This is a genomic window from Aggregicoccus sp. 17bor-14, assembly GCF_009659535.1.
Classification (GTDB): Bacteria; Myxococcota; Myxococcia; order Myxococcales; family Myxococcaceae; genus Aggregicoccus.
The window spans coordinates 391,381-417,375 of sequence record NZ_VJZZ01000003.1 but is presented as its reverse complement, the minus strand read 5'-3'; the positions used below and the strand labels follow the sequence as shown (position 1 = coordinate 417,375).

The following is a 25,995-nucleotide window of genomic DNA, read 5'->3' as shown; positions in this document are numbered from 1 at the left end:
CGTTCACGGCGCCACCAGCACGCGACCCTCGCTCACCTGCCGGAAGTAGCCGCACGCGGGCGTCGCGTGGCGCTCGAGGGTGTCGAAGTCCACCCGGTAGAGCCCGAAGCGCGGCCCCCAGCCCTCGAGCCACTCGAAGTTGTCGAGCAGGCTCCAGTGGAGGTAGCCGCGCACGTCCACGCCGTCGCGGAGCGCGCCCAGCACCTGGGCGAGGTGCGCGTGGAGGTAATGGGGACGGCGCGTGCCGGTGCGGTCATCGATGCCGTTCTCCGTCACCCAGATGGGCAGGCCGTAGCGCTGCACCTCGCGCAAGAGCTGCCCCAGCCCCTCCGGGTGCTGCTCCCACCCGATGTCGGTGAGGCCGCGGCCGCGCGGGTCCTTGAAGCGGAACGCGAGGAAGGGGCGCTGCGGGAGGAAGCGCAGGTGCGCGCGGGTGTAGTAGTTCACGCCGACGAAAGCGCAGCTGCCCTGCGCCCCCGGCACGTCCGCGCGCGCCCTCGCCACGCCCGGCATGCTCACGCGCAGCTTCCCGGTGGAGAGGGCCTCGAGCAGGGCGTGGTTGTAGGCATGGGCCCCGAGCCGCACGAGCGCCCGGTCGAGCGGGTGCCAGCGCCGGTCCGGCGCGAAGGCGAGCAGGTTCTGGCTGATGCCCAGCTCCACCCTCCCCAGCACCTCCCCCAGCTCCTCGCGCGCCGCCACGTGCGCGCGCACCAGGTTCTCCAGGGCCTGCATGCAGGCGGCCGCATCCTGCAGCCCCGGAGGCATCAGTCCCTGCAGGTAGCCGCCCAGCAAGAGCACCATCGGCTCGTTGAAGCTGATGACCAGCGCATCCAGCCCCTCGAGCAGGCGCGCACACACCCGCGCGTAGGCGCGGAAGGCGGGGATGCTCTCGGGCCGGTGCCAGGGCGAGCGCGCGTGGAACCAGGTGGGGTGGGTGAAGTGGTGCAGGGTGACCACGGGCCGCAGGCCCTCGGCCTTCAGCGCGAGGAGGCGCTCGCGGTAGCCCTCGAGCACGCTTCCATCGAAGCGTCCTGGCTCGGGCTCGATGCGCGCCCACTCGAGCGAGAGGCGGAAGGCGCGCGCGCCCACCTCGCGCGCGAGCCGGTAGTCCTCCCGGTAGCGCCGCCAGTGGTCCACCGCGCGCCCGCAGCGCATGTGGGGCTCCTTCAGCCGCCCCGCGCGCTCCCACGCGCTCCAGTCGTTCTCGATTCCGCCCTCCACCTGGTAGGCGCTGGTGGCCACTCCGAAGGTGAAGGGGTCCGGGAAGCGGGTCGTCTCGCTCGGCATGCGCCCTTCGTAGCGCAGGCGTAGCGCAGCTGCAGCGCCGCCGCGGCTCGCGTGCGCGGAGCTCGCGCGTGCGGGCTCGAGGCGTTTCTCCGAGGAGAAATGCGCTCGCGAGCGCATCGCTCACGCGCGCAGGTCGCGCTCGTGCGCACTTCTCGCGCAGGCGCTACAGGCTCGTCGCACTGCAGATGCACGCTGCTGAACGCGCGCGCTCGCGAACGCGCGGAGGCCCGATTTTCAGCCTCCGCAGCGATTGCTCCAGAGGGGTGCGAAGCGCTCGACGCACCCTCGAAACGCGCGCGGATGCGGAAAATCGGCCTCGCGCGCGTGTGCGCTGCATCAGTGATCGTTGACACTCGCGCTACGCATCCCTACCATTCACGTCAAGCACTCAGTCGCTCCCAAGCGGCTGACGCGCTCAAGCACTCACTCGCGTTTGCGAGTGGAGGCAACTCACAACGGAGGGTTTGCATGGCCGCCAAGAAGAAGACCGCCGCGAAGAAGTCCACCGCGAAGAAGACCACCGCCAAGAAGGGCGCTGCCGCGAAGACCGCGCGCAAGACCACTGCGAAGAAGGGCGGCGCGAAGAAGAAGACCGCTCGCAAGTCGGCCGCCAAGAAGGCCGCTGCGACCCCTGCGATGTAATTGGGTCTTCAGCGCAGGGCGCTCCTCACGGAGAGCCCTTGAGAACGGCCCGGCGGAAACGCCGGGCCGTTTTCATTTCCGCGGCCCTGTCCCGCAGGGGAATTTCGCCCCCCCTCCCGGGTGCTCAGGGCAGAGGAAGGAGAGAGAGGCAGCGTGCGTCCCGCAGAGCTCGACGAGGTGGTGCAGGAGCTGAACGCGCGCGTGGTGGGCGCGGTGGCGCAGAAGGCGTGGTGTCCCCTGCCGCGCCTCGCGTACCTCGAGCTGCGCGTGCCCGGACGCTCGCTCTTCCTCTGCGTGTGCGCGGAAGGCGAGCTCGCGCGCGTGTCGCTCGCCCGTGAGCGCTTCCCCACGCCCGGCGAGCCCGCCCCCTTCCAGCGCTGGCTGCGCCAGGAGCTCACGGGGCTCAAGCTCGTGCGCGCGCGCCACGAGGCCCCGTTGCGCCTCGTCGCGCTGGACTTCGAGCGGCAGGAGCCGGGCGAAGCGCCCCACCGCCGCACCCTGCTGCTCGAGCTGAGCGCGCCCGGGGGCCTGCTGCTGCTCACCCCGGAAGCCCGCGTGCTGATGCTCAGCGGCGAGGGCCTCGCGCAGCGCCGCGCCCTGCACCCGGGTGCGACCTGGAAGGAGCCGGAGCCCCTGCCGCCCGAGGCGCTCGCGCGCGCGCTCGCCCAGCCCAGCCGCCTGGGCGCAGTGCCCCCGGCGGCCGAGGGCGCGGACGAGGCCCCCTTCGCGCCGCGGTTGGAAGCGGCCGAGGCGCTGCTGGGCGTGCGAGACCGGCGCGCGCGCGCCGAGAGCATCCGGCGCAGGCTCACCCAGCCCTACCGCGCGCGGCTCAAGCGCTCGGGGCGCACCCTGGAGAAGGTGCGCGCGGAGGCCGCCCGCGGGAGCGAGGCCGAGGAGCACCGGCGGCTCGGCGAGCTGCTCGCGCAGAACCTCTGGCGCCTCAAGCGCGGCGACACCGCCGTCACCCTGAGCGCCTACACGGATGCGGGCGAGGAGCAGGTGGAGGTGAAGCTGGACCCGCGCCGCAGCCCCAAGGAGGAGGTGGAGTGGCACTTCCACCAGTACCGGCGGCTCCTGCGCGGGGTGGAGGCGGCGCGCGCGCGCGAGGCCACGCTCGCGCGCGAGGTGGCCCACGCGCAGGAGGCGCTCTCGCAGCTCGAGCGGCTCTCCGAGGAGGACCTGATTGCGCAGGTGGAGGTGCTGGGGCAGGCGGGCGAGGAGGGGCCCAGCGGCGAGGGGCGCCCCTACAAGGAGTACCTCGGCCACGGCGGGCAGCGCATCTGGGTGGGGCGCGGCGCGGAGAGCAACGACCAGCTCACCTTCAAGCTCGCGCGCCCCTTCCACCTCTGGCTGCACGCGCGCGGGCTGCCCGGCAGCCACGTGGTGGTGCCCCTGGAGCGCGAGCAGGAGGTGAGCCAGGAGGTGCTGCTGGATGCGGCCCACCTCGCGCTGCACCACTCGGGCGCGAAGGGCGAGCCGCGCGGCGAGGTGAGCTACGTGCCGGTGAAGTTCGTGCGCAAGATGAAGGGCGGGGCGCCCGGCCAGGTCCTCTACAGCCGCGAGCGCACCTTCGTGGTGCGGCTCGAGCCCGAGCGCCTCAAGCGGCTGCTGGACAGCCAGACGGGGGCGCATTGAGCGGCGCGGGTGAACCTGTCTGCGCGCGCTGCCCGCGCCTGCTCGGGGCGAGCTGCTGCGAGGTGCGCGAGGGCGAGGCGCTCGCCACCCTCACCCGCGCGGACGTGGAGCGCATCGCCCAGCACACGGGGCTCTCGGCGCGCCGCTTCGTGGAGGAGGAGGGGCTGAGCGAGGAGGACGCGGCCGCGTACGAGCGCTCGCGGCCCCTCTTTCGCGGCTACTTCCGCAAGGCGCCCGTGCGCCTCACGCTGCAGCAGCGCGCGCAAGGGGGCGGCGGCAGCGCCTGCGTCTTCCACCGCGCGGGGACGGGCTGCGCGCTGCCCTCCGATGTGCGTCCGCTCGCGTGCAGGCTCTATCCCTTCGAGCGCTTCATGGACGGCAGCTGGGGCGTGATGCCCGGGCGCCACGGGAGCCTCGAGGCCGCGCGCGCGGGCGGCAGCGCCTGCCTCGCGGTGGAGGAGGCGCCGGCGGAAGGGGAGGGCGCGTGGGAGGCGCTGCTGCGCGCCTTCGGCACCTGCGCCGAGGCGCTCGAGGCGCTGGGCGCGGAGCTCGCCCGGGACGCGGCGGCGCACGGCCGGGGTTGACGGCGAGACGGAGGGCAGGCGGGCAGGGGCCGCCGGCCTTGAGTCCTGGGCCGTGGCGGGTAGCATTGCCCCTCGCGTGTCGGCCGAGTCCCTGCTCCAGCTCAACCTCTTTCCGCACGCGACGCCCGCGAGGCGCGAGCCTTCTCCCGAGGCCGCCGAGGGCGAGCTGCAGGAGCAGCCGCTCGCCGCCGAGCCCTCCGCGCCCGTGCAGCCGCCGGTACGCAACCGCGTGGACGAGGCGAACCGGGTCGCGCTGCCCGCGCGCGAGGAGATGTGGGCGCGCGCCGAGTCCCTCGCCTACCAGCTCTCGGCGAACCTGGGGCTGCCGGTGCGCCTCTCGGTGACGGACAACCGCTCCACCATGGTGAGCTTCCGGCGCGGCGGCAGCGTGCTGCAGCTGCGGCTGCACCACATGTTCCTGGACGCGCCCGAGGCCGTAGTGCGCGCGGTGGCGGACTACGCGGGGCGCGGCCACCGCCACGCGGGCGACGTGCTGGACGACTTCATCCGCGGGATGCAGCCGCGCATCCGCCAGCAGCGGCGCGGGCAGGACGCGGAGCTCAACCCTCGCGGCCGCTGCTTCGACCTGCAGGAGATGTTCGACCGGGTCAACGGCCTCTTCTTCCAGGGCGGCATCCAGGCGCGCATCGGCTGGGGGCGCATGCCGCCGCGGCGCCGGCGCAAGAGCATCCGCCTGGGCGTGTACGACCACCAGACGCGCGAGATCCGCATCCACCCGGCGCTCGACCGCCCGGACGTCCCCGCCTTCTTCGTGGAGTTCATCGTCTTCCACGAGATGCTCCACCAGCTCTTCCCCAGCAGCGGCCGCGGCGGCCGGCGCGTGCACCACCCGCGCGCCTTCCGCGACCGGGAGAAGGCCTACCCCCTCTACGCTGCCGCGCTGCGTTGGGAGCGGGAGAACCTGCGCTCGCTCCTGCGCGCCTGATTTTTCCCGCTTTGCTGCGGTGCGTGACCGGACGCACCCGTGCAAGGCAGGCGTGCGGGCTCGAAAGCGAATCCTTGACCCCTCTGCGCTCGGGGGCGGATCCTCGAAGGTCTATGAGACGCGCGAAAATCGTTTGCACCCTGGGTCCTGCGAGCCAGTCGCAGGAGATGCTCGAGCACCTCCTCGAGGCCGGCATGGACGTGGCCCGCCTCAACTTCTCCCACGGCTCCCACGAGCAGCACGCCGAGAACATCGCGAAGCTGCGCGCTGCCTCGCTGAAGGTGCGCAAGGCCGTGGGCATCCTCGGAGACCTGCAGGGGCCGAAGATCCGCACCGGCCGCTTCAAGACCGGCTCCACCGAGCTCAAGGAGGGCGGCGAGTTCGCCATCACCACCGACGAGAGCGTGGCGGGCACGGACGAGATCGTCAGCACCACGTACCCGCACCTCGCGGCGGACGTGAACGTGGGCGACCGCATCCTCCTGGACGACGGCCTGCTCGAGCTGCGGGTGAAGAGCACGGACAAGAAGCAGCTCATCCGCACCGAGGTCGTGCACGGCGGCACGCTCAAGAACAACAAGGGCATCAACCTGCCCGGCGTGGCGGTGCGCGCGGACGCGCTCACCCCCAAGGACCGCGAGGACCTCATCTTCGGCATCAAGGCCGGGGTGGACTACCTGGCGCTCTCCTTCGTGCGCCAGCCGGCGGACATCGACCTCGCGCGCCGCGCGATGGCGGACCTGGGCCGCCAGGCGCCCATCATCGCGAAGCTGGAGAAGCCCGAGGCGATCGCCCGCCTCGACGCCATCCTGGACAAGACGGACGGCGTGATGGTGGCGCGCGGCGACCTCGGCGTGGAGATCCCGCCCGAGGAGGTGCCCAGCGTGCAGAAGGACATCATCCGCCGCTGCAACCTGCGCGGGCTCCCGGTCATCGTGGCCACGCAGATGCTCAACTCGATGATCGACAACCCGCGCCCCACCCGCGCCGAGGCCAGCGACGTGGCCAACGCCGTGTACGACGGCGCGGACGCGGTGATGCTCTCGGGCGAGACCGCGAGCGGCCGCTACCCCATCGAGAGCGTGCAGATGATGGACCGCATCGTGCTCGCGGCGGAGAGCAGCCGGCGCGCGGTGGGCCTGAGCTCGAACCTCGAGGGGCGCGGCCTGATGCCGGCCACCAACCCGGACGTCATCGCGCAGGCGGCCTGCCTCGCGGCGAAGGAGGCGGGGGCCACGCTCATCGCGGCCTTCACGCTCTCGGGCGTGACCGCGCGCCTGCTCGCGCACTACCGGCCGCCGGTGCCCATCGTGGCGTTCAGCCCCAACCAGGAGGTGCGCCGCCGCGTCGCCCTGTACTGGGGCGTGGTGCCGCGCGTGCTCGAGCCCATCCAGGACCAGGAGATGATGGTCAAGCGCGTGGAGGAGGAGCTGCTCAGCCGCGGCCTCGCGCTGCAGGGCGACAAGGTCGTCATCGTGTACGGCGCGCCCGTGGGCCAGCCGGGCAAGATCAACAGCCTGCGCCTGCACACCATCGGCGCGTAGCCGTCTCCTCCCTCTCCCGCTGGGAGAGGGCGCCCGTTTCCCTGGAATAAAGGCCCCCCGCAGAGCTTGAAGGGCCGCAAGGTCTGCGAGGGGTCGCCACACGATGCGTCGGATTGCGGTCGCGCTCGGCGCCTCGCTGCTGGTGCACGCGGTGCTGCTCCTCCTGCTGTGGAGGACGCCGGCCCCGCCGCGCACGGCCGTGCCCGAGCCACCTGCGCCGCTCGTCTTCGAGGTGGTCGAGCGGGCCGCGCCGTCGCCCGCCACCCCTGCTCGTCGCCGCATTCCGCCTCTGCCGCCCGCGAGCGCGCCTCCCGCCAACGCACCGACGCCTCGTGCCGCAGCGGCGCCGCCGCAAGCCGAGGCCTCCGCGCCGCACCCCGCCGAGCCCCCGGCGCCGGCGCCGCTCGCGAGCGACGCGCCCCGCGCGCCGCGCGCGCTGGACCTGCTGCCGCATGCACCGCAGGCCCCGCTGGCCGCGGGCGACGCGCCTCGCTCGGGCGGACGCACGCTGCGCCCAGGGGACCCCACGCCTTCGCTCGAGGCGCAGCGCGCGGAGGAGGCCGCGCGCGTGCAGGCGCGGCTGCAGGGCTTCGGAGACGAGGCCTTCTCCATCGCGCGCGCCCGCGGAGGCCTTCCGCACCCCTACCTCGTCCAGGTGCGCGAGGCGCTGCAGGCGGGGCTCACCGCCGCGGCGCCCGCGTCGCCCGAGGCGCTGGGCTACGGCAAGGGGCTCGCGCCGGCGCTGCAGCAGTTCAACCAGAACTACCGGGCGGCTGCCGAGGAGTACGGCCGCACCGGCACGCCGGGCCTCGCGGCGCCGAGCGGCCCCACGCAGGGCGAGAAGGTGGCGCAGCTGCTCCCCGCTCCCGAGTCGACCGCGCTGCGCGCGCTCATCCAGATCACCGAGACGCGCGACGCTGTGATGGCCCGCGCTCCGCTGCTCGCGCTCACCCTGCAGCTCACGCAGGGACGCGACGGCACGCTGCTCGACGCCGCCGTGGTGGAGAGCTCGGGCAACCGCCTCTTCGACTCGCTCGTGCTGAAGGTCGCGCCCGAGGCGCTCGGGCGCGCCGGCGCACCACCGCCCGAGGCCTTCCGCCGGGAGCAGCTGCGCAGCCTCTGGCGCGTGGAGGGGCGGCTCGTGCTCTCCCAGGAGGCCCGCGAGTCACTCGCTTCGCTGCTGCCCGGGTTCAACGGCCTGCCCACGCAGGAGCTGCTGCAGCACCTGCGCGGGCAGGCGCCGACGCTGAGCTACGGCGCGCGGCTGCTGCGCTACGAGTGAGGGCTCAGCCGTTGCCCTTGGGAGGCGCCGAGTGCGCCTTCCACAGCTCCTCGATGGATGCGGGCTTGCGGCTGCGCACGCTGCCGTCCGGAAGCGGCGCCCACAGGGGCGGGTACACGCTGAAGCCCTGCTCGCCGCTCAAGCCGCGCAGGTCCGCGTCCCATCCCTCCCAGCGCGCGTTCTCGTAGAAGCCGTCCACGTCGCCGGTGAGCGCCCAGTGGACGAACTCCGAGTACCCGCGCTCGAGGCTCTCCCACGCGAGCGTGTCCGGCGCGAGGTAGTGCACGTGGCCGTGCGGTCCCTTGAAGCGGCCTCCGTTCACCGCGAAGAAGCCGCCCACGGCGTCGTCCGCGACGAGCAGCGCGCCGGGCAGGCGCGGCTCGGGCGGAGACGCGTCGATGCCGTTCCACCCGGCGAGGTCGCGCGGCAGCCGCTCGTGGCCCGCGCCGAGGACGCGCAGCCAGCCGCCGCCCACCAGCAGTCCGCCCGTCTCGTACGCCACCGTGCCCAGCACCGAGCGGGTGCTCACGCCGAGCGAGAGCAGCACGACCTCCGCCTGCGAGCGCGTGGGCGGCAGCAGCTCCACCGGGTGCGCCGCCGCCTTCACCCAGGACTGCAGGAGCGGCAGCGCGGGGTCTGCCTTGTCCACCAGCTGGTCGACGAGGCCGCTCACGGGAGCTTCACCGCGGCGAGCGACTTCTGGGGCACCTGCGCCTCCACGAAGACGGTGAAGAGGTCGCCGTCGATGTGGCCCGCGGAGGCCTCCTTGCCCAGGATGTCGAGCGCGAGCGCGTGCGGCACCGCCTTCTTGTAGGGGCGGTCCTTCGCGGTGAGCGCGTCGTAGATGTCCGAGATGGCCATCATCTTGCTCTGCACGGGGATGGTGACCGCGGGAATCGCGCGCGGGTAGCCCTTGCCGTTGAGCTTCTCGTGGTGCGCGTAGGCGATCTCCGGCACGCGCCGCAGCGCGCGCGTCCACGGAATCTGCGAGAGGAAGCGGAAGGTGTGCTCCACGTGGCTCTCGATCTCCTTGCGCTCCAGCTCGCTCAGGGTGCCGCGCGCGATGCTCAGGGACTGCACCTCGGCGGGCAGCAGCAGCGGCTGCTCGCGGCCGTAGCCGTCCTGGAAGCGCTGCGCCCCCAGCTCCGCGAGCCGCTCGAAGCCGCCCTGCGCGAGCACCGTGGGGCGGTTGCAGGAGAGGACGAAGTCGAGCACCTCGTCGAGCCGCGCGAGCTCTTGCCCAAGCCGCGCGTCCTCCTCGGCGTGGATGTCCGCGAGCGCGCCGTTTCCGCGCACGGACACGGCCTCCAGGCGGCGGCGGTAGCTCTGCAGCTGCACGTCCTTGCGCGCGAGCTGGAAGCGCGCCTTGAGCACCTCGAGCTCCTGCGGGTAGAGCTTCTCGGCCTTCACCAGCACGGGCTCGCGCACGCCCACCTTGCCGAAGTCGTGCAGGAGGCTCGCGTAGCGCAGCTCCTGCAGCTCCACGCCGCTGAAGCGCGTGCCGCCGTAGGGGCCGGTGGACAGGTGCTCGAGCGCCTGCGCGAGCCCCACGGTGAGGTCCGCCACGCGCCCCGAGTGACCCGCGGTGGTGGGGTCTCGCGACTCGATGGCGACGACGGAGGCGGAGACGAAGCCCTCGAAGAGGCGGTTGATCTCCTCGTGCAGCAGCGCGTTCTCGATGGCACCCGCGGCCTGCGAGCCGAGCGCGAGCAGCAGCTCCTCGTCCTCGGCGTCGAAGGTGCCGCCGCCCTGCTTGTTGAGCGCCTGGATGACGCCCGTCACGTCCCCGTTCGCATCGCGCATGGGGACCGCGAGGATGGCCGTGGTGCGGTAGCCGCTCTGGATGTCGAAGGTGCGGTTGAAGCGCTCGTCCTGGTACGCGTCCGGGATGTTGATGACGGCGCCGGTCTCCGCGACCGCGCCCGCGATGCCGCTGCCCACCGGGAGGCGGATCTCGCTCTTGGCGCCCTGGGCCACCTTGCTCCACAGCTCGTTCTTCTCGCGGTCGAGGATGAAGAGCGAGCAGCGGTCCGCCTCCACCACCTTGCTCGCCTCGAAGAGGATGAGCGGGAGCAGCAGCTCGAGGTCGCGCTCGGCGCTCATCGCCTTGGCCACGTCCAGGATGGACGTGAGCTTGGCCAGGCGCCGGGTGAGGTCTGGGACGGGGGCGGCGGCGGGCTGAGTGAGCACCGGGGCGAGCTCCGGGAAGGGGGGAGAGAGGGTTCTAGCACGGAGGGCGCGGGAGCCCCGAGGGAGGGGGGGCCCGGCTGCCTGGCTGCGCGCACACAGGGTGGTTTCGCTGCGCGGGGCGAGCGGCTAGAAGGCGCGCATGACCCGACCCGTGCTGATCTCCCCGTCGCTGCTCTCCTCGGACTTCGGCCGCCTCGCGGAGGAGGTGCGCGCCGTGGAGGCCGCGGGCGCGGACTGGGTGCACGTGGACGTGATGGACGGGCGCTTCGTGCCGAACATCACCCTGGGCCCGGTCATCGTGCAGGCCATCAAGAAGGCGGCGACGAAGCCGCTCGACGTGCACCTGATGATCGTGGAGCCGGAGAAGTACATCGAGGCCTTCGCCAAGGCCGGGGCGGACATCCTCACCGTGCACGCGGAGACCTGTCCGCACCTGCACCGCACGCTGCAGCAGATCCGCCAGGCCGGCGCCCGCCCCGCAGTGGTGCTCAACCCGAGCACGCCCCTCGCGATGGTGGAGGAGGTACTCGGGGACGTGGACATGGTGCTGCTGATGAGCGTGAACCCGGGCTTCGGCGGGCAGAGCTTCATCGAGAGCACCGTGGACAAGGTGCGCAGGCTGCGCGGCATGATGGATGCGCGCGGCGTGAAGGCCCACATCGAGGTGGACGGCGGCATCAACGCCGAGACCGCGAAGCGCGTGGTGGAGGCCGGCGCGGACGTGCTCGTCGCGGGCTCGTATGTGTTCGGCGCGAAGGACTACGCGAAGGCGATCGCGAGCCTTCGTCCCTCGAAGTAGCGGGCTGCTACGCGGTGTGGCCCGGGGCCGCATGGGCCGCCGCGAGCGGCACGTACGGGTCCACGCCGGCGAGCCGCGCCACCTTCATCAGGAAGGTGGAGTCGAAGGGCTTCACCTCGTAGTCCACGGCGCCGAGGTCGAAGCACACGTGGCGGGTGAACTGGTCCTCCACGCCCGTGAGCACGATGACGTGGGAGTCGCGGGTCTCCGGGTCCTGCTTCAGGCGGGCGAGCAGGTCGCGGCCATCCACGCGCTGGTGGATGTCCAGGACGATGACCTTGGGCTTGTGCAGGCGCGCGAGCTCCACGACGCGCTCGCTGGTCGTGTCGGAGACGACGTCCAGGCCGAACATCCGCGCATTGCGGGCAAAGCTGGAGACGATGAGGGGCTCATCGTCCGAGATGAGGACCAGGGGTCGAGTGGCCACGGGGAGGGCTCCGGAAGAGGCGCAACAGAAAGTCGCCTGGCTGACAGAGCAAGCGCCGGGCCGCGGAGACTGCCCGTGAATCCAGGCACCTGGCCGGGGTGGGGTGGGGTCGAGGGTGACCAGGGAGGCAGGTGTGACCCCCTGGCAGGCGGGCTGGAGGAAAAGGGCTGAGCGGAGCGTTGACTCCGCTGGGCGGCTCGGATACATCCGCCCGGCCTCGCCCCACCCGAGACGTACCCAGGGGGCGCGGCGAGATATCGGGGAGTGGCTCAGCCTGGTAGAGCACTTGGTTCGGGACCAAGGGGTCGCAGGTTCAAATCCTGTCTCCCCGACCATCGGAAGCCCTCGGAATCCTCAGTGATTCCGGGGGCTTTGTCTTTTGTGGCCCCGGCTCGAGGGCGCTCAGTTCGGCAGCAGTCCCATGGCCCCGCGCGCCGCGACGATGGGCGGCACGTGCGGCAGCTCGCTTCCCAGCCGAGCCTCACCACGCGCGAGCGTGCGCAGGGCGCGCAGCAGCTCGGCGGGGCCGTGGTTGCGGCGGCAGAGCACTCCGCGCGCGCCGGCCGCCCACGCGCTCTCGATGAAGACGGGCTCCGGGTCCGGCGCCACCACGAGCAGCCGCATCCGCGGGTGGCGCGCCTGCAGTCCGCGGATCAGCTCCACGCTGCCGGGCGCGGCGCGCACGCACAGCAGCGCCACGTCCGCCGGCGCGTGCGCGAGCGCGACGTCCAGCCGCTCCGGGTGCGCCTCCGCCACGGCCACCTGCATCCCTGCCGCGCGCAGCCGCATCACCAGCAGCTCGCGCACGAGCGCCTGCGGCTCCAGCAGCGCGACACGGATGAGGGTTGAAGGCATGACGTTCTCCTCGAGGGCTCCGGCTCCTCGGAAGCAATAGCCATTCCCACCCGAGGCGACGACTCCTCTTGCCCTCGCGCACAGCTTCGCGGTCGACACTTCACGGGTGACGCGTCCGACGAATGGGGCGAATCTCCCCACGCCATGTACGCCCTCGCCCTGCTGCGCTACCGCCGTCCCCTCGAAGAGGTCCTCCTCGTCGTCGATGAACACCGCGCGTACCTGCGCGGGCTCGCCGAGAAGGGGCTGTTGCTCGCCTCGGGGCCCTTTGACCCTCGCAGCGGCGGGGCCTTGCTGCTGCGCGTGCCGGATGGGGACGTGCAGGCGAGCCTCGACCGCATCCGGGACGGTGATCCTTTCACCCTGCGCGGGATTGCCCAGTACGAATTGCTGCCCTGGGCGCCCACCATCGGGAAGGACGCGCTGGACCGGCTCTGAGGCAGGCTACTCGCGCAGCCCGAGCTGGCTTCCCTCGGTGCTCCCTGCGGCCGGCGTGCGGCGCTTGCGGGCGCGCTCGAGCAGGGGCTCGGCGAACACCGCGCCCAGGATGATGCACACGCCCGCGTAGAAGCTCGGCCCCAGCTCGCGCTGCTCGCCCAGCAGGGGGATGGCGAGGAGGATCGCGTACACCGGCTCGAGGTTCACCACGAGCTGCGCCCCGAAAGCGCTCAGGTGGCGCAGCGCCACGAGCGAGAGCGCGAAGGGCACCAGCGTGCAGCCGATGGCGAGCAGCAAGAGCAGCCCCGCGTCGTGCGCGCTCGGCAGGGGAAAGAGCGCCACCCCCGGGTCTCGCGGCATCAGGGGCGTGAGCAGCGTGAGGAACAGGGCCCCGGTGCCCATCTCCACGCAGGTGACCACCAGCGGATCCGCGTGCTCCACCAGCCGCTTGTTGAGCGAGCTGAACACCGCCACCAGCAGTGCGGACACTGCGCCCACCAGCGCGCCCACGCGCATCTGCGGGGAGAGCCCGCCCACCACCAGCGCCACGCCGGGTACTACTGCGACTCCCAGGACGAGCTCGCGCGGCGCGAACCTGCGCCCCGCGATGTAGGGCTCCACCAGCGCGAGGAACACCGGCGCGAGCGCGATGCAGGTCGCCGCCACCGAGGCGTTGGCCAGCTTGATCGCCCCATAGAACGTCAGCCAGTGCAGGGACACCACCGCGCCCACGCCCGCGTACGCGAGCCACAGCCGTCCGGACATCGCGCGCAGGCCCCGCCACACCCGCGGCACCAGCAGCAGTGCCGCCGTCACGATCCACATGCGCCACCACACCAGGCTCAGCGCGCGCAGCGTGATGAGCTTGCCGAGGATGGCCGTGAAGCCCCAGAGCAGGACGCAGAAGTGGATCTGGAAGAGGGCGCGACGGGCGGGCGACATGGCGGGGCGACTAGATGTGCTAGGCCGGGCCCATGCTCAAGCGCATTTCACACGTGAACCTCTCGGTGGATGACGTGGAGGCCGCCCGCCGCTTCTACGGGCAGCTGCTCGGGCTGGAGGAGATCCCGCGCACGGAGGGTCAGCGCCGCCCCGGGGCCTGGTTCCGCTTGGGCGCGCTCGAGCTGCACCTCTCCCACGAGCCCGCCCCGCGCAACGCCGAGTCCAAGCGCCACGTGGCCTTCGAGGTGCGCGACGTGGACGCCCTGCGCGAGCACCTGGAGGATGCCGGGGTGCCGCTGGAGGAGGGCTCGCCGGTCATCGGGATGCGGCGGCTCTTTGCCCGCGACCCCGCGGGCAACCGGCTCGAGTTCTTCGTGCGCGTGGAGGCGGGGCCTCGCTGCGGCTGACTACCTGCCTGCCGCGGGGAGCGGGGACAGCCGGGCCTCGATCTCGCGCTGCACCTCCGTGCGCAGGCCGAGGAGGAAGCCGGCCTCCGCGGCGACGAAGAGCGGGCCCACCAGCAGGCCCACCAGGTCGTCCACGAAGGCGGGCTTGCGGCCCTCGAAAACATGGCCGACGAACTGCGCCGCCCAGCCCACGACGAAGAGCCCCAGGCCCGTGCCCAGCCACGTCGCGTGCGCCTGCGCTGCGACGCCGCTCGCCGCCCACAGCCCCAGGCCGAGGAGCAGCGCCATCACCGCGCCGTAGCGGCGGTCCAGCCGCAGGTAGAAGAGGAGCGCGGCGGCGCTCGCCGCGAGCGCCGGGGTGAGCGCCAGCCCCGCCACCGTGAGCGCCGTGCGCGACATCAGCACCTGCACGCCGAGCACGATCATCGGGATGCCGATGAAGTGGGTGGCGATGTTGCGCCGGTCGCGGTGGTAGGCGGCGTATCCTGCGAGGTGCTCGACGAGCGTCTTCATGGCATGGGCTCCCGGGCAGACGGAGACGAGGGAGCCACCACCATGGCCGTGCCCCAGCGCGGAGTCTGTCGCCACCCCGACACAGTCAGGGGGACCTCATGAACGACGAGCGCCCGCACGCCTCCCGAGCGCTGCTGCTCACCGGCCGCTGGTTCGGCGCCCTCCCGGAGCCCCTGCGTGAGGCGCTGCTGAGCCTCGCCCGCGTGCGCACGCTGCGCGCAGGGGAGCGCCTCTTCTCGCGCGGAGACCCGCCCTGCGGCCTCTACTGCGTGCTGGAGGGCAGCATCCGGGCGAGCGGGGTGAGCGAGAGCGGGCGCGAGGCCCTGCTCACGCTGGTGGAGCCGCCTGCCTGGTTCGGGGAGATCTCCCTCTTCGACGGCCAGCCGCGCACCCACGACGCCGTGGCGGAAGGGGCCACGCGCGTGCTCCAGGTCCCGCAGGCGGAGCTGCTCGCGCTGCTCGCCGAGCGCCCGGAGTGGTGGCGCGAGCTGGCGCTGCTCCTATGCCACAAGCTGCGCCTCGCCTTCGTCGCGCTCGAGGACCTCTCGCTGCTGCCCTCCGCCGCGCGCCTCGCCCACCGGCTGGTGCTGATGGCCGAGGGCTACGGCGGCCTGCGCGAGGGCGAGCGCCGCGTGCTGGACGTGTCCCAGGAGCAGCTCGCGCGGATGCTCGCGCTCTCGCGCCAGACCACGAACCAGATCCTCAAGGACCTGGAGGCGCGCGGCCTCGTGCAGCTCACCTACGGGCGCATCGAGCTGAGAGACCTCGCCGGCCTGCGGGCCGCGGCGCAGGACGCGCTGCGCTAGCTGCCCGCGCTGGAGGACATCACGGCAGGCGGGGGCGGCCGCGGCGGCAGGCGCATGGTGAAGGTGGAGCCCTCGTTCGGCGCGCTCTGCACCTCGATGGTGCCGCCGTGCACCTCGGTGATCTGGTGCGCGATGAAGAGCCCCAGCCCCAGGCCGCCGAAGTTGCGCTCGGACACGCCGCGCACGAAGCGGTCGAAGATGCGTGGCAGGTGCTCCGGCAGGATGCCGATGCCCCGGTCCGCCACGCGCAGCACGGCCTGCGTGCCCTCCTGGGCCACCTCCACCCGGATGGGCTGGCCCGCGCCGTACTTGATGGCGTTGGAGAGCAGGTTCGTCACCACCTGCTCGAGCCGGCGCCGGTCCCAGGTGCCCTGCACGGGTCCCTCGCAGTGCAGCTCCACGCTGGAGCCCAGGGCGCTGGCCTGCGGCGCGTAGCGCGCCACCACCTCGCGCGCGAGCGCGCCGAGCTCCATGGGGGCGGGGTCGAGGCGCAGGGGCCCCGAGTTGATGCGCGAGACGTCGAGCAGCTCCTCGATGAGGTCCGAGAGCTTGCGCACCTGGCGGTTGGCCATCTCCAGGTCGCGCTCGAGGCGCGCGGCCGGCGGGCTCTCGCCCGGGTTGCGGTGCAGCGCGAGCAGCAGCCCGGAGAGCTTCAGCTGGATGGGGGTGAGGGGGGTCTTCAGCTCGTGGCTCGCCACGGAGAGGAACTCGTCGCGCGCGCGCACGGCCTCGCGCAGCGTGTGCAGCTCGCGCTGCTCCTCGGCGTGCTTGCGGTCGGTGAAGTCGCGCGTCACCTTGGCGAAGCCGCGCAGCTCGCCCGTCTTGTCGCGCAGCGCCGTGATGATGACGTTCGCCCAGAAGCGGCTGCCGTCCTTGCGGATGCGCCAGCCCTCGTCCTCGAAGCGCCCCTCGCGCGTGGCCACCTCGAGCTCCATCGCGGGCTTGTCCCAGGCCAGGTCCTCGGCCGGGTAGAAGCGCGAGAAGTGCGAGCCGATGATCTCGTCCGCCGAGTAGCCCTTGATGCGCTGGGCGCCCTGGTTCCAGGTGGCCACGTGCCCCTTCGGGTCCAGCATGAAGATGGCGTAGTCGCGCACGCTGTCCACGATGAGCCGGAAGCGCTCCTCGCTCTGGCGCAGCTCCTCCTCCGCCATCTTGCGCTCGGTGAAGTCGCGGGTGACCTTGCCGTAGCCGCGCAGCCGCCCGTCGGGGTCGCGCAGCGCGGTGATGACCACGTTGGCCCAGAAGCGCGTGCCGTCCTTGCGCACCCGCCAGCCCTCGTCCTCGAAGCGCCCCTCGCGCGCCGCGACCTCCAGCTCCATGCCCGGCTTGTCCCAGGCGAGGTCCTCGGGCGGGTAGAAGCGCGAGAAGTGCTGGCCGATGATCTCCTCGGCCTTCCACCCCTTGAGGCGCTGGGCGCCCGCGTTCCACGAGGTGATGACGCCGTGGGTGTCCAGGGTGAGGATTTCGTAGTCCTGCACCGAGTCGATCAGCAGGCGGAGCTGGTCGCTTGCCTCGGGAGAGCTGAGCGCCCTCGCGATCGCAGCATCACCCGCGCTCACGGTCGTCGGCTTCCTGGAGATCGGGCTGCCCATCGAGAAGCAGAGTACCTCCCTGGGCGCCCCTGTCATTCCCCAGGGAAACCCTCAGTCCATTGGCCGACCGTACAGGCAGGGCCCCGGTGCGCGGCGTGGCGATCAGCCGGTCGCCTGGGTCTCCGCCGGTGAGTCGTCCACGACCCCGGCGAGCCGGCGCACGAGGCGCCGGCGCACCACGTCCACGTGCTCGCGGAAGAAGTAGAGGTTCTCCGCGTAGGCGAGCGGGGTGGGGATCTGGTTCACCGAGCGCTCGGTCTCCTCCAGGCGCTTGAGCATGTCCTCGAGCATGGGGCGCCCGGGGTTCTCCTCGAGCTGGATCTCGATCTCCTTCAGCCGCGCGTACCAGCGGAACACCCGGCTGCGCACCCGCCAGCGGTAGAGCGCGGGCACCGCGCGCCCCAAGGGCACCACCACCGCGATGATGGGCACCAGCATCACCCAGAGCCGGTCCACCAGGTTCGCCGCCCAGAAGGGCAGGTAGCGCTGCAGCAGCGGCACGCCCGCCTGGTAGTACCGCCTGGCCTCGCTGCTGAGCGGGAAGCCCGCCTCCAGGGGCGCGGGGAACTCACCGGCCCGGTCCAAGAGCCCGGCCCCGCCGTGGATCTCGCTGCCCGCGCGCATGAGCAGGTAGGCGAGCGCCGGGTGCAGCGAGTCGCGCGCGACGAGGTTCGCGGTGGGGCTGAGCAGCACCACGTCGTGCGCGGGCACGTCCTTCGCGAGGTCGAACACCCCGCGCGGCAGCACCAGCTTGGAGAGGTAGGGGTAGCGGCGCACGTACGCGTCCGCGCGCGCGAAGCTCAGCAGCTGGATGCCGGGCACCGCCGCGAGCTTCTTCACCGCGGGGCTCTCCGCCGGCGCGAGCACGAAGGCCGCGTCCACCGTGCCGGCCTTGAGCGCCTCCATCGCCGCGTCGCGCTCGGCGGGCACCAGCTGGGTGGGCGCGCCTTCAGTGCCACTGGCGATGCCGTTGGCCTCGAGCAGCGTGAGCGCGAGGGCGCGCGTGCTGCTGTCCTCGGGCCCCACCGCGATGCGCTTGCCCGCGAGCCCGCGCAGGTCCTCGACCGGCGCGCCCCGGTAGAACACCCAGAGCGGGACGTAGGAGAGGCTGCCCAGCGACACCACGTGCTTCACCTTGTCCGCGTCCCGCAGGCCGCTCTGCACGAAGGCCACGTCCACGTGCTGGGCGGGGTCCGTGAGCAGCGCCACGCTGTGCGCCGAGCCCTCCGTGTTGCGCAGCTCCACGGTGATGCCGTCCTTCTTGAGCAGCTCCTGGTAGCGCCGCGCGTAGTAGCGCGCGCCGCCCTCGTCCGGGGCGAGCGCGAGCACCAGGTGCTTCGGGGGCGCGGGCTTCACGAAGTACAGCGTGGCCGAGAAGGCGAGCGCGATGAGCAGCAGCGTGGGCGTGAGCGTGAGCCAGAGGTCGCGGCGGCGCGCGCGCGAGAGCTGGCGGCGGAGCGAGTCCATCGTCATGGGGGCGCACTATAGCCCCCGCTGCCCCGGGCCCCGCCTGCCTGCTTGCGCAGCTCGCCCTGCTGCGCCAGAACCCCACGCCATGCGCTCTCTCCTCCTCTCCTGCCTGCTGCTGTGCGCCTGCGCCCCGAAGCACTCCGAGGGTCCCTCCGGCGTCTCGCCCGAGGCCCTGGCCCGCGAGGCGAAGGCGAACGAGGCGCTGGCCAAGGCCCACCGCGCGCTGCTCGCCGCGCCCGACCGCAGCGAGGCGGACCGCGCGCTGGACGCGGGGCGCAAGCCGGCCGAGCTGCTGGACTTCGCCCGCGTGCGGCCCGGCCAGCGCGTGGCCGAGCTGTTCAGCGGCGGTGGCTACACCGCGGAGCTGCTCGCACGCGCCGTGGGCCCCGAGGGCCGCGTGTACGCGCAGAACTCGCGCTGGGTGCTGGAGCGCTTCGCCGCCAAGCCCTGGGCCGAGCGCCTGCAGAAGCCGGTGATGGCGAACGTGGTGCGCGTGGACCGCGAGCTGGACGACCCGCTGCCGCCCGAGGCGAAGGACCTGGACGCGGTGTTCAGCTACGCCATCTACCACGACAGCGTGTGGCTCGGCGCCGACCGCGCCAAGATGAACGCGGCCGTCTTCCGCGCGCTGCGCCCCGGCGGCATCTACGTGGTGGTGGACTCCAGCGCGCGCCCCGGTACCGGCGTGCAGGACGTGCAGACGCTGCACCGCATCGACGAGGACACGGTGCGCCAGGAGGTGCAGGCCGCGGGCTTCCGCCTCGACGACGAGGCCCCCTTCCTGCGCAACCCCCAGGACACGCGCCAGTGGAGCGCGTCCCCGGGGGCGGCTGGCGAGAAGCGCGGCACCAGCGACCGCTTCGTGCTCAAGTTCGTGAAGCCCTAGCGCTCACTTCTTGAGCGACTTGAGGGTCATTGGGTGCGAGTCGGTGCTCAGCTTCCAGAGGGTGAAGGGGCGCTCGCGCTTGTCGGTGCCCTGCATGCGCTCGCCGCGGTGGATCTGCGTGGCGGTGATGTAGAGCGTGCCGTCCTGGGCGAGCGCGAGCGTGTCCGGCCACAGCAGCTTCGCGTCCTTCACCACCGTCTCCATCTTGCCGTCCTTGTCGCGGCGCACGATGGCGTTGTGCTCGTAGTCGGTGAGGTAGAGCCGCCCCGCGCCGTCACCGATGAGCCCGTCCGAGGCGAAGCCGCGGTCGCCGAGGTCCTCGACCGTGGCGGCCACCTCCTTGTCCGACTTCTTCGCGTCCACCAGCGCCACGGTGCTCACGCGGTACAGGTGGTGGCTGCTGAGCGGCGAGTAGAAGAGGTGCTGGCCGTCCGCATCCAGCGCGATGCCGTCCGCGCCCGCCGTGAAGGGCTTTCCGGCCTGCGGGCCCTTCTTCTGGATGAGCGGCTGGCCCTCCACCTGCGCGACGAAGCCGGGCGTGGCCTTCGTGGAGGGATGGTCGTCGAGCCGGCGCACGCTCTTGCCGCTCGCGAGGTCCACGACGATGAGCCCGCTGGGGCCCTCGGGCGAGGCGTCGGTGAGGAAGGCCGTGCCCTCCTTGCCCTTGGTCAGGTCGAAGCGCACGTCGTTGACGAAGGAGGTGGCGCCCGCGACCTTCGCCGGGAAGGTCACCGTCTTCACCACCTTGTTCGTCGCCAGGTCCACGGCGACGAGCTTCGCGGTGCCCGGCACCACCGGGTTCGCCCCCACCTTGCCGCAGTCCACGATCCACAGGCGGTTCTTTCCGTCCACCGCCACCGCCTGCACCGAGAGCAGCCGGTCCTTGCCCGGCGCGCCGTTCTCCTGCTTCAGCCCCTGGGGAAAGGGCACCGGCTTGCCGTCCTTCACCTCGGCGAGGCTGAGGGGCTCCTTCTCGTCGATGGCGCGCGAGAAGGCGAGGAAGAGGCGCCCGTCCTTGGAGACGGCGACGCCCACCGGCATGTTGTCGAAGTGGCCGGCCACTTCGAGGCTCTGCGCGGCGGAGCCCTGCGGGCCGGCAGGGGCCTCTTGCGCGAGCGCGGGCGCAGCGGCGCCCAGCAGGATGGCGGCGGCGAGGGAGCGGAGGGCGGGAGTCATGAGGCCTCTTTCGGAAAGGGGAGCGTGGGTGCAGTGAGGCTAGGGACGCCCTCCTGCACGCAGGGAGTGGGCGGCCGTGCAGCCGGGCGCTGCGTCCCGCGCACGCCATGGGCGGCACGGAGCAGGGGGCGCCGTGGATCTGCGCGCCGTGCGCGCCCGTCCGGTCCCGCCCGGGCGACAGGCGTGCAGGGGAGACCCCTCCTGCGGTGCGTTGCCACCCCGGGTGCGGGCCCGCAGCTTGGCCTGAACCCGAGATTCCGAGGAGTCGCTCATGAAGGCCGTCGTCTGGAAGGGCAAGGGCAAGGTGGCCGTGGACGAGGTGGAGGACGCGCGCATCGAGCAGCCCACGGACGTGCTCATCCGCATCTCCTCCACCGGCATCTGCGGCAGCGACCTGCACATGTACGAGGGGCGCACCGCGGCCGAGTCCGGGCTCGTGATGGGACACGAGAACATGGGCGTGGTGGAGGCGGTGGGGAAGGGCGTGCAGCAGATCCGCGTGGGCGACCGCGTGGTGCTGCCCTTCAACATCGCGTGCGGCACCTGCTTCAACTGCAACCGCGGCTTCACCAGCGCCTGCCTCGTGCTCAACCCCGAGTCCGCGGGCGCGGGCTACGGCTACGTGGGGCTGGGGCCCTACCGCGGCGGCCAGGCGGAGCTCTTGCGCGTGCCCTACGGCGACGTGAACTGCGTGAAGCTGCCGGGCAACCCCGGCGACGACCTCGAGGACGACTTCCTCCTGCTCTCGGACGTGTTCCCCACGGGCTACCACGCGACCGAGCTCGCGGGCGTGGAGCCCGGCAGCACGGTGGCGGTGTTCGGCGCGGGGCCGGTGGGGCTCGCCGCCGCGCACAGCGCCATGCTGCGCGGCGCCGCCGAGGTCTTCGTGGTGGACCACCACCCGGACCGCCTCCACGTGGCGCAGCGCTACGGCGCCATCCCCATCGACTTCACCAAGGGCAACCCCGTGGAGCAGATCCGCGACCTGCGCCTGAAGAACCCGCTCATCCGCGGCGCCATGCGCCCCGGCGAGGAGAAGATGGCCGGCGTGATGTGCGGCATCGACGCGGTGGGCTACCAGGCGCTCGACGAGAAGAAGCCCGACAAGGAGAAGCCGGTGCAGGTGCTCGAGTGGCTCGCCGAGATCGTGAACCCCACGGGCCGCGTGGGCAGCGTGGGCGTGTACCTGCCCGAGGACCCGGGCGGCGTGAACGCGGCGGCGAAGAAGGGCGTGTTCACGCTGCCCTTCGCCTCGCTCTGGGAGAAGGGCATCCAGGTGGGCATGGGGCAGACGCCCGTGAAGCGCTACGTGCTCATGCTGCGCGACCTGATCATCGCGGGGCGCGCCAAGCCCAGCCTCATCGTGAGCCACCGGCTCGCCCTGAAGGACGCGCCGCACGCGTACGAGAAGTTCGACCAGCGCGCCCCGGGCTTCACCAAGATCATCCTCAAGCCACGCGCCGAGGAGGCCACGGGCGCGCTCGCGTAGCGCTCCCGGTGAAGGAGGGGTGCCTCCCCGCCGCGGGCCCGTTATGAGAGGGCCCATGCCCCAGCAAGGCACCCTCGACTTCGGCGCACCGCCCGCCCCCGCGACCCAGCACGGGGGCGCCCTCGAGCACCTGCTGCGCGTGCAGCGCCTCTACCTGGAGCCCGCGGTGCGCGAGTACGCGCGGGGCCAGGAGGTGCTCGCGCGCTTTCCGGACGCCGAGCGCATCGAGGTGGCGAGCCACTGGAACATCCCCGGCCTGCACGGCAACGAGGGCAGCGCCGAGAGCTGGAACCGCATCAAGGGCAGCACCCTGGTGCTGGGCGTGAAGAAGGGCCTGCGCTTCGAGCCCAACGGGCGCTCCTGCGACTTCATCCCCCCGTCCGCCGCCAACGGCTGCGTCATGGCCTGCGCCTACTGCTACGTGCCGCGCAACAAGGGCTACGCGAACCCCGTCACCCTCTTCGTGAACATCGAGCAGTTGCTCGGTGCGGTGCGCCGCCACGCCGAGCGCCTCGGCCCCAAGGCGGAGGCCAACAGCGTGGACCCGCGCTACTGGGCCTACGACATCGGCTGCAACAGCGACTGCTCGGCGGACGCGGCGCTGAGCGACAACGTGCGCGACTTCGTGCGCCTCTTCACCCGCGTGCCCAACGCCATGGGCACCTTCGCGACGAAGCTCGTCAACCGCGAGCTGCTCTCCTACGACCCGCAGGGCAAGACGCGCATCCGCTTCAGCCTCATGCCTGCCGCCAAGGCGAAGCTGCTCGACGTGCGCACCAGCCCTGTCTCCGAGCGCATCGCGGCCGTGGATGACTTCGTGGCTGCCGGGTACGAGGTGCACCTCAACTTCAGCCCCGTCGTCCTCTACGAGGGCTGGCAGCAGGAGTACGCCGAGCTGTTCCAGGAGGTGGACGCGCGGCTCGGCCCCGCGGCGAAGCGCCAGCTCGCCGCCGAGGTCATCCTCCTCACGCACAACGATGCGCTGCACGAGGTGAACCTGCGCTGGCACCCGCGGGCGGAGCAGCTCCTGTGGACCCCGGAGAGCCAGGAGGCGAAGCCCAGCAGCGGGCGCGGCGTGAACGTGCGCTACCGCACCGGGTTCAAGGGGCGCGCGGTGGCGGAGTTCACGGCGTTGCTCGAGAAGCACCTGCCGTACTGCCGGGTGCGGTACGCGTTCTAGTTGAGCGCGGCCTGCATCGCCTCGACGAAGAGCAGCGCGCGCGCGTGGCCGCGCTGGCTGAACCAGGAGAGCGCGGGGGCCACCGGGCGGCCCTCCACCAGGGCCTCGCCCACGTCCAGCCACGCGTGGGACACGGCGCAGGAGCGCGAGATGAGCCGGCGGCCCTGCTGCAGCGCCTGGCGCGCGAGCACCTGCGCATCGAGCGCGCACTCCACCAGCGCGTACGTCACGTGGTACTCGCCCGGGTCCAGCTCCTCCGTCCACGCGCTGCCGCGCTCCTCGAGCGCATCGAGGCACGCGAGCAGGTCGCCCTTGGCCTGCTTGAGCAGCAGCGCGTCCTGCCCCTCCACCCAGCGCAGCAGGCGCGCGCGGCCGGCGAGCCCGCGCGCCCAGGCGAGGATGAAGGGCCACTTGTTCGCCTCGGCCACGGCGCGCGCCTCGGCGAGCTGGCGGTCCACCTCGGGCCAGTCGCGCTCGGCCACCGCGCCGGCCGCGAGCGAGGCGGGGCCGTACGCGCTCGCCGGCTTGTTGCCGATGTCGCGGCTGATCTCCATGTAGCGCAGCTGCGCGCTGCGGGCGCCCGCACTGTCACCCTGCTCGAGCAGCGCGATGCCCAGGTTGTGCAGGGCGATGGCCTCGCGGCGCTTGAAGCCGATGCTGCGCGCCATCTCCGCGGAGGTGTCGAAGCCGCGGCGCGCCTTCTCCAGGTCGCCCACGCTCATGTGGATGATGGCGCGCGCGTTCCACACCACCACCTCGTCCGCGAGGTTGCCGCGCGCGCGCGCGAGCTCCAGCTGCGCGTCCGCGAGCTGGCGCGCGCGGTCCATCTCACCGGTGCGGCTCGCCGCCACCTGTTCGGCGCGCAGCAGCGCCTCGCTGGTGCGGTCCAGGCCGGCCGCCTGCACGTCGGGGCGCGCGCGGACCTGCTCGCACACGCGCAGCGCGTCGCGCGGGCGGCCGAGCAGCTCCGCGAGGAACCAGGACCAGGTGCGCGCCCAGCGCGTCCACAGGTAGGGCGCGGCGCCGCCCTGCAGGCGCTTGAGGCGCGCCTCGAGGAGGCTGAAGGCGGCCGCCGTGTCCTCGCTCTTGCCGATGTGGCTCAGCGCCTCGGAGCGCGCGAGCTCGAGCGAGATGGAGGCCTCGTCCACGCTGAGGCTGTCCCAGCGCTCGAGCGGGTCCTCGATGAGCGCCGCCACGCGCGCGACCAGCGCGGAGGGCAGGGGAGAGGGGGGCGCGAAGGAGGCGGGGCGCGCGGCGAAGGTGGCGAGCGCGCGCTGGCTCTCGCCCGCCACGTTCTCCTCCTCGCCCAGGCGCCGCTGCAGCACCACGCGGCGGGTGCCGGTGGCGCTCTCCATCGCGGCGCGCAGGGCGCGCAGCGCCTCGGGGCGGCGCTGGTGGCGCAGGTGCACGCGGGCGATGAGCTCCAGCCACAGGCTGGCCTCGGACGCGGCGCCGCGGCCGCTGAGCGCGCGCACCAGCAGGCCCGCGAGCTGCACCTCGGCGCCGCCCCAGCGCGCGGCGTCCAGCGCGAGCCGCGCGGAGGCCCAGCCCTCGAGCCGCTGCAGCCAGCCCTGGCGCTCCTGCTCGTTGCTGCGAGCGAGCGCGGCCTCGTGCAGCGGGGCGCGCGTGAAGACCACGTCCACGGTGCCCGGCACCAGCAGGCTGGGCATGCGGGTGACGAGCCCCGCCGCCACCAGCTGCTCGAGCGCCTCGGTGGAGGCCTCGGGCGCCAGGTGTGCGAGCGCGTCGAAGGGGATGCGGGGCCCCACCGTGGCGGCGCGCCGCAGCAGCTCGAGCGCCGGGGCGGGCAGGCGCGAGAGCTGCGCGTCCAGCGCCTGCAGCAGCCCCGCGGGCAGCGGCCCCGCGGCGAGTGCCGGGGACGCGGCGCTCGCGCCCTTGAGCCAGCCCACCAGCTCGCGGGCGAAGAGGGGGTTGCCGCGCGCGTGCTCGGTGACGCGCGCCACCTGCGCGGCCGAGAGCGCGCCCGCCGCCATCTCCTGCACCAGGCGCGAGAGCTGCGCGGTGGGCAGCGGCGCGAGCGGCACGTCCACCACGGCCTCGAGCTTGCGCCAGCGCTCGGCGCGCGCCTCCCAGGCGCTGGTGCTGCCCCCGCCGCCGGAGCCGCCGGGCTCCGCAGCGTCGCCGCCGCTGCGCAGCGTGAGCACCAGCAGCAGCGGCGCCTCCCACTTGAGCGGCAGCGCCCAGTCCAGGAAGTCCGCCGTCTGCAGGTCGCCGCGCTCCGCGTCCTCGAGCACCCAGACCCACGGGGCGCCCGCCTTCTGCACGCGCCGCTCGAGCAGCCGCTTGAGCTCCGCGAAGGCGCCCTCCCAGCGGCTCTTCGCGTCCATTCGCGCGCTGCGGAAGTCCGGCGCGCTCACGCCCAGCACGAAGGCGAGGAACTCGGCGCGCAGGCCGTCGGGGTCCGCGTCCGGGCCCTCCGCGAGCGAGGCGCGCAGGGCCGCGAGCAGCGGCGCGCCGCTCAGCTCCTCGCCCAGGCCGAGCACGCTGCGCACCAGCCGGTCCAGGCCGTGCGCGGGCGGCGGCTCACCCGGGGCAAAGCTCACCCGGGTGACGCGCTCGGGCTGCCCGAGCGAGGCGAGCAGGGTCTGCAGCAGGTGGCTCTTGCCGCTGCCCTCCGCGCCGCGCAGCAGCAGCGCCCCGAGGCGCCGCGCGCGCTCGGCCTCCTGAGAGGCGCCCAGCGCGCGCTGCAGCTCCTCGTCCCGCCCCAGCAGGGGCTCGACGGCAGGGGTGGCAGCAGGGTGGGCGAGCGCAGGTGCGGACATGATGTGGAGACCCCAGATGTGCGAAGCGACGCGGTGCGGATCGGAGGCCGCATGGTCGTCTAGTCGGTACCGTGTGTTCAAGACGTTGCAGTGTCAGCACGTACCCACCCCCTTCTTTGGTG

The 25,995-nt window shown here is 72.9% G+C and carries 24 protein-coding genes and 1 tRNA gene; 14 read left to right on the top strand and 11 right to left on the bottom strand.

Annotated features, from left to right (window positions below):
- Window positions 1-3 precede the first annotated feature (3 nt).
- Window positions 4-1,287, bottom strand: a complete 1,284-nt coding sequence (locus tag FGE12_RS08250; protein WP_153865840.1) for a glycoside hydrolase family 1 protein — start codon at window positions 1,285-1,287, stop codon at window positions 4-6.
- Between the two features lie 468 nt (window positions 1,288-1,755).
- Here FGE12_RS08250 and FGE12_RS08245 point away from each other — a divergent pair, with 468 nt between their 5' ends.
- From FGE12_RS08245 to FGE12_RS08220, 6 genes are all read left to right on the top strand, one after another.
- Window positions 1,756-1,929, top strand: coding sequence for a hypothetical protein (locus FGE12_RS08245; RefSeq protein ID WP_194797698.1), 174 nt, complete (start codon window positions 1,756-1,758; stop codon window positions 1,927-1,929).
- 153 nt (window positions 1,930-2,082) lie between these two features.
- On the top strand, window positions 2,083-3,564 hold the full coding sequence (locus FGE12_RS08240) for an NFACT RNA binding domain-containing protein (RefSeq protein ID WP_370458917.1): 1,482 nt from the start codon (window positions 2,083-2,085) through the stop codon (window positions 3,562-3,564).
- Window positions 3,565-3,626: 62 nt separating this feature from the next.
- The gene (locus tag FGE12_RS08235) at window positions 3,627-4,148 is read left to right on the top strand and encodes a hypothetical protein (RefSeq protein ID WP_370458916.1); all 522 of its coding nucleotides are present in this window, start codon (window positions 3,627-3,629) and stop codon (window positions 4,146-4,148) included.
- Between the two features lie 76 nt (window positions 4,149-4,224).
- Window positions 4,225-5,094 carry a hypothetical protein gene (locus tag FGE12_RS08230; protein WP_370458915.1) on the top strand — a complete coding sequence of 290 codons (870 nt, stop codon included), beginning with the start codon at window positions 4,225-4,227 and terminating at the stop codon, window positions 5,092-5,094.
- 113 nt (window positions 5,095-5,207) lie between these two features.
- Window positions 5,208-6,638 (top strand): pyruvate kinase, encoded by a 1,431-nt coding sequence (pyk, locus tag FGE12_RS08225; protein WP_153865838.1) that lies wholly within the window; start codon window positions 5,208-5,210, stop codon window positions 6,636-6,638.
- A gap of 103 nt (window positions 6,639-6,741) precedes the next feature.
- Window positions 6,742-7,920 carry a hypothetical protein gene (locus FGE12_RS08220; protein ID WP_153865837.1) on the top strand — a complete coding sequence of 393 codons (1,179 nt, stop codon included), beginning with the start codon at window positions 6,742-6,744 and terminating at the stop codon, window positions 7,918-7,920.
- A gap of 4 nt (window positions 7,921-7,924) precedes the next feature.
- Here the strand turns inward: FGE12_RS08220 and FGE12_RS08215 are convergent, their stop codons facing one another.
- Together FGE12_RS08215 and FGE12_RS08210 are read right to left on the bottom strand one after the other, a co-directional pair.
- Window positions 7,925-8,593 (bottom strand): DUF2625 family protein, encoded by a 669-nt coding sequence (locus FGE12_RS08215; protein WP_194797695.1) that lies wholly within the window; start codon window positions 8,591-8,593, stop codon window positions 7,925-7,927.
- Window positions 8,590-10,110, bottom strand: coding sequence for an HD family phosphohydrolase (locus FGE12_RS08210; RefSeq protein ID WP_194797694.1), 1,521 nt, complete (start codon window positions 10,108-10,110; stop codon window positions 8,590-8,592). Before FGE12_RS08210 ends, FGE12_RS08215 begins: the two co-directional genes overlap by 4 nt.
- A 139-nt stretch (window positions 10,111-10,249) precedes the next feature.
- On the opposite strand from FGE12_RS08210, the gene rpe reads away from it, so the two are divergent.
- Entirely contained in the window at window positions 10,250-10,909 is a 660-nt protein-coding gene (gene rpe / locus FGE12_RS08205) for a ribulose-phosphate 3-epimerase (protein WP_153865835.1), read from the top strand.
- Between the two features lie 7 nt (window positions 10,910-10,916).
- On the opposite strand, the gene FGE12_RS08200 is transcribed toward rpe, so the two are convergent.
- Window positions 10,917-11,336: a response regulator gene (locus tag FGE12_RS08200; RefSeq protein WP_194797693.1), complete on the bottom strand. Its 420-nt coding sequence runs from the start codon at window positions 11,334-11,336 to the stop codon at window positions 10,917-10,919.
- Between the two features lie 258 nt (window positions 11,337-11,594).
- Between FGE12_RS08200 and FGE12_RS08195 the strand changes: the two genes are divergently transcribed.
- A tRNA-Pro gene (locus FGE12_RS08195) sits at window positions 11,595-11,671 on the top strand.
- Between the two features lie 67 nt (window positions 11,672-11,738).
- Here the strand turns inward: FGE12_RS08195 and FGE12_RS08190 are convergent.
- Window positions 11,739-12,191, bottom strand: a complete 453-nt coding sequence (locus FGE12_RS08190) for a response regulator transcription factor (protein ID WP_153865833.1) — start codon at window positions 12,189-12,191, stop codon at window positions 11,739-11,741.
- 144 nt (window positions 12,192-12,335) lie between these two features.
- Here FGE12_RS08190 and FGE12_RS08185 point away from each other — a divergent pair, with 144 nt between their 5' ends.
- Window positions 12,336-12,629, top strand: coding sequence for a YciI family protein (locus FGE12_RS08185; protein ID WP_153865832.1), 294 nt, complete (start codon window positions 12,336-12,338; stop codon window positions 12,627-12,629).
- Between the two features lie 6 nt (window positions 12,630-12,635).
- Here FGE12_RS08185 and FGE12_RS08180 read toward each other — a convergent pair whose 3' ends face one another.
- Window positions 12,636-13,571 carry a DMT family transporter gene (locus FGE12_RS08180; protein WP_153865831.1) on the bottom strand — a complete coding sequence of 312 codons (936 nt, stop codon included), beginning with the start codon at window positions 13,569-13,571 and terminating at the stop codon, window positions 12,636-12,638.
- A gap of 32 nt (window positions 13,572-13,603) precedes the next feature.
- On the opposite strand from FGE12_RS08180, the gene FGE12_RS08175 reads away from it, so the two are divergent.
- The gene (locus tag FGE12_RS08175; protein ID WP_153865830.1) at window positions 13,604-13,978 is read left to right on the top strand and encodes a VOC family protein; all 375 of its coding nucleotides are present in this window, start codon (window positions 13,604-13,606) and stop codon (window positions 13,976-13,978) included.
- Here the strand turns inward: FGE12_RS08175 and FGE12_RS08170 are convergent, their stop codons facing one another.
- A complete protein-coding gene (locus FGE12_RS08170; RefSeq protein ID WP_153865829.1) occupies window positions 13,979-14,491 on the bottom strand; it encodes a DUF962 domain-containing protein in 513 nt (170 codons plus the stop codon).
- A gap of 98 nt (window positions 14,492-14,589) precedes the next feature.
- On the opposite strand from FGE12_RS08170, the gene FGE12_RS08165 reads away from it, so the two are divergent.
- The gene (locus tag FGE12_RS08165) at window positions 14,590-15,297 is read left to right on the top strand and encodes a Crp/Fnr family transcriptional regulator (protein ID WP_153865828.1); all 708 of its coding nucleotides are present in this window, start codon (window positions 14,590-14,592) and stop codon (window positions 15,295-15,297) included.
- On the opposite strand, the gene FGE12_RS08160 is transcribed toward FGE12_RS08165, so the two are convergent.
- Together FGE12_RS08160 and FGE12_RS08155 are read right to left on the bottom strand one after the other, a co-directional pair.
- The gene (locus FGE12_RS08160; protein ID WP_370458914.1) at window positions 15,294-16,856 is read right to left on the bottom strand and encodes a PAS domain S-box protein; all 1,563 of its coding nucleotides are present in this window, start codon (window positions 16,854-16,856) and stop codon (window positions 15,294-15,296) included. The two genes, FGE12_RS08165 and FGE12_RS08160, sit on opposite strands and share 4 nt — an antisense overlap.
- Window positions 16,857-16,991: 135 nt before the next feature.
- Window positions 16,992-18,362 carry a TAXI family TRAP transporter solute-binding subunit gene (locus FGE12_RS08155; RefSeq protein ID WP_153865826.1) on the bottom strand — a complete coding sequence of 457 codons (1,371 nt, stop codon included), beginning with the start codon at window positions 18,360-18,362 and terminating at the stop codon, window positions 16,992-16,994.
- Window positions 18,363-18,444: 82 nt separating this feature from the next.
- Here FGE12_RS08155 and FGE12_RS08150 point away from each other — a divergent pair, with 82 nt between their 5' ends.
- Complete coding sequence (locus tag FGE12_RS08150; protein ID WP_153865825.1) at window positions 18,445-19,245, top strand: class I SAM-dependent methyltransferase; 801 nt, start codon at window positions 18,445-18,447, stop codon at window positions 19,243-19,245.
- Between the two features lie 3 nt (window positions 19,246-19,248).
- Here the strand turns inward: FGE12_RS08150 and FGE12_RS08145 are convergent, their stop codons facing one another.
- A complete protein-coding gene (locus tag FGE12_RS08145) occupies window positions 19,249-20,421 on the bottom strand; it encodes an L-dopachrome tautomerase-related protein (protein WP_153865824.1) in 1,173 nt (390 codons plus the stop codon).
- 271 nt (window positions 20,422-20,692) lie between these two features.
- On the opposite strand from FGE12_RS08145, the gene FGE12_RS08140 reads away from it, so the two are divergent.
- Window positions 20,693-21,910 (top strand): glutathione-independent formaldehyde dehydrogenase, encoded by a 1,218-nt coding sequence (locus FGE12_RS08140; RefSeq protein WP_153865823.1) that lies wholly within the window; start codon window positions 20,693-20,695, stop codon window positions 21,908-21,910.
- 55 nt (window positions 21,911-21,965) lie between these two features.
- The gene (locus FGE12_RS08135) at window positions 21,966-23,090 is read left to right on the top strand and encodes a spore photoproduct lyase family protein (RefSeq protein ID WP_153865822.1); all 1,125 of its coding nucleotides are present in this window, start codon (window positions 21,966-21,968) and stop codon (window positions 23,088-23,090) included.
- Here FGE12_RS08135 and FGE12_RS08130 read toward each other — a convergent pair.
- Window positions 23,087-25,873 carry a tetratricopeptide repeat protein gene (locus FGE12_RS08130; protein ID WP_153865821.1) on the bottom strand — a complete coding sequence of 929 codons (2,787 nt, stop codon included), beginning with the start codon at window positions 25,871-25,873 and terminating at the stop codon, window positions 23,087-23,089. The two genes, FGE12_RS08135 and FGE12_RS08130, sit on opposite strands and share 4 nt — an antisense overlap.
- Between the last annotated feature and the right edge of the window lie 122 nt (window positions 25,874-25,995).

Bases quoted from the DNA above. Each gene is read 5' to 3' on its own strand.
- FGE12_RS08250 (WP_153865840.1), bottom strand. From the start codon at position 1,287: ATGCCGAGCGAGACGACCCGCTTCCCGGACCCCTTCACCTTCGGAGTG.
- FGE12_RS08245 (WP_194797698.1), top strand. From the start codon at position 1,756: ATGGCCGCCAAGAAGAAGACCGCCGCGAAGAAGTCCACCGCGAAGAAG.
- pyk (WP_153865838.1), top strand. From the start codon at position 5,208: ATGAGACGCGCGAAAATCGTTTGCACCCTGGGTCCTGCGAGCCAGTCG.
- FGE12_RS08220 (WP_153865837.1), top strand. From the start codon at position 6,742: ATGCGTCGGATTGCGGTCGCGCTCGGCGCCTCGCTGCTGGTGCACGCG.
- rpe (WP_153865835.1), top strand. From the start codon at position 10,250: ATGACCCGACCCGTGCTGATCTCCCCGTCGCTGCTCTCCTCGGACTTC.
- FGE12_RS08190 (WP_153865833.1), bottom strand. From the start codon at position 12,191: ATGCCTTCAACCCTCATCCGTGTCGCGCTGCTGGAGCCGCAGGCGCTC.
- FGE12_RS08185 (WP_153865832.1), top strand. From the start codon at position 12,336: ATGTACGCCCTCGCCCTGCTGCGCTACCGCCGTCCCCTCGAAGAGGTC.
- FGE12_RS08180 (WP_153865831.1), bottom strand. From the start codon at position 13,571: ATGTCGCCCGCCCGTCGCGCCCTCTTCCAGATCCACTTCTGCGTCCTG.
- FGE12_RS08175 (WP_153865830.1), top strand. From the start codon at position 13,604: ATGCTCAAGCGCATTTCACACGTGAACCTCTCGGTGGATGACGTGGAG.
- FGE12_RS08170 (WP_153865829.1), bottom strand. From the start codon at position 14,491: ATGAAGACGCTCGTCGAGCACCTCGCAGGATACGCCGCCTACCACCGC.
- FGE12_RS08165 (WP_153865828.1), top strand. From the start codon at position 14,590: ATGAACGACGAGCGCCCGCACGCCTCCCGAGCGCTGCTGCTCACCGGC.
- FGE12_RS08155 (WP_153865826.1), bottom strand. From the start codon at position 18,362: ATGACGATGGACTCGCTCCGCCGCCAGCTCTCGCGCGCGCGCCGCCGC.
- FGE12_RS08150 (WP_153865825.1), top strand. From the start codon at position 18,445: ATGCGCTCTCTCCTCCTCTCCTGCCTGCTGCTGTGCGCCTGCGCCCCG.
- FGE12_RS08145 (WP_153865824.1), bottom strand. From the start codon at position 20,421: ATGACTCCCGCCCTCCGCTCCCTCGCCGCCGCCATCCTGCTGGGCGCC.
- FGE12_RS08140 (WP_153865823.1), top strand. From the start codon at position 20,693: ATGAAGGCCGTCGTCTGGAAGGGCAAGGGCAAGGTGGCCGTGGACGAG.
- FGE12_RS08135 (WP_153865822.1), top strand. From the start codon at position 21,966: ATGCCCCAGCAAGGCACCCTCGACTTCGGCGCACCGCCCGCCCCCGCG.
- FGE12_RS08130 (WP_153865821.1), bottom strand. From the start codon at position 25,873: ATGTCCGCACCTGCGCTCGCCCACCCTGCTGCCACCCCTGCCGTCGAG.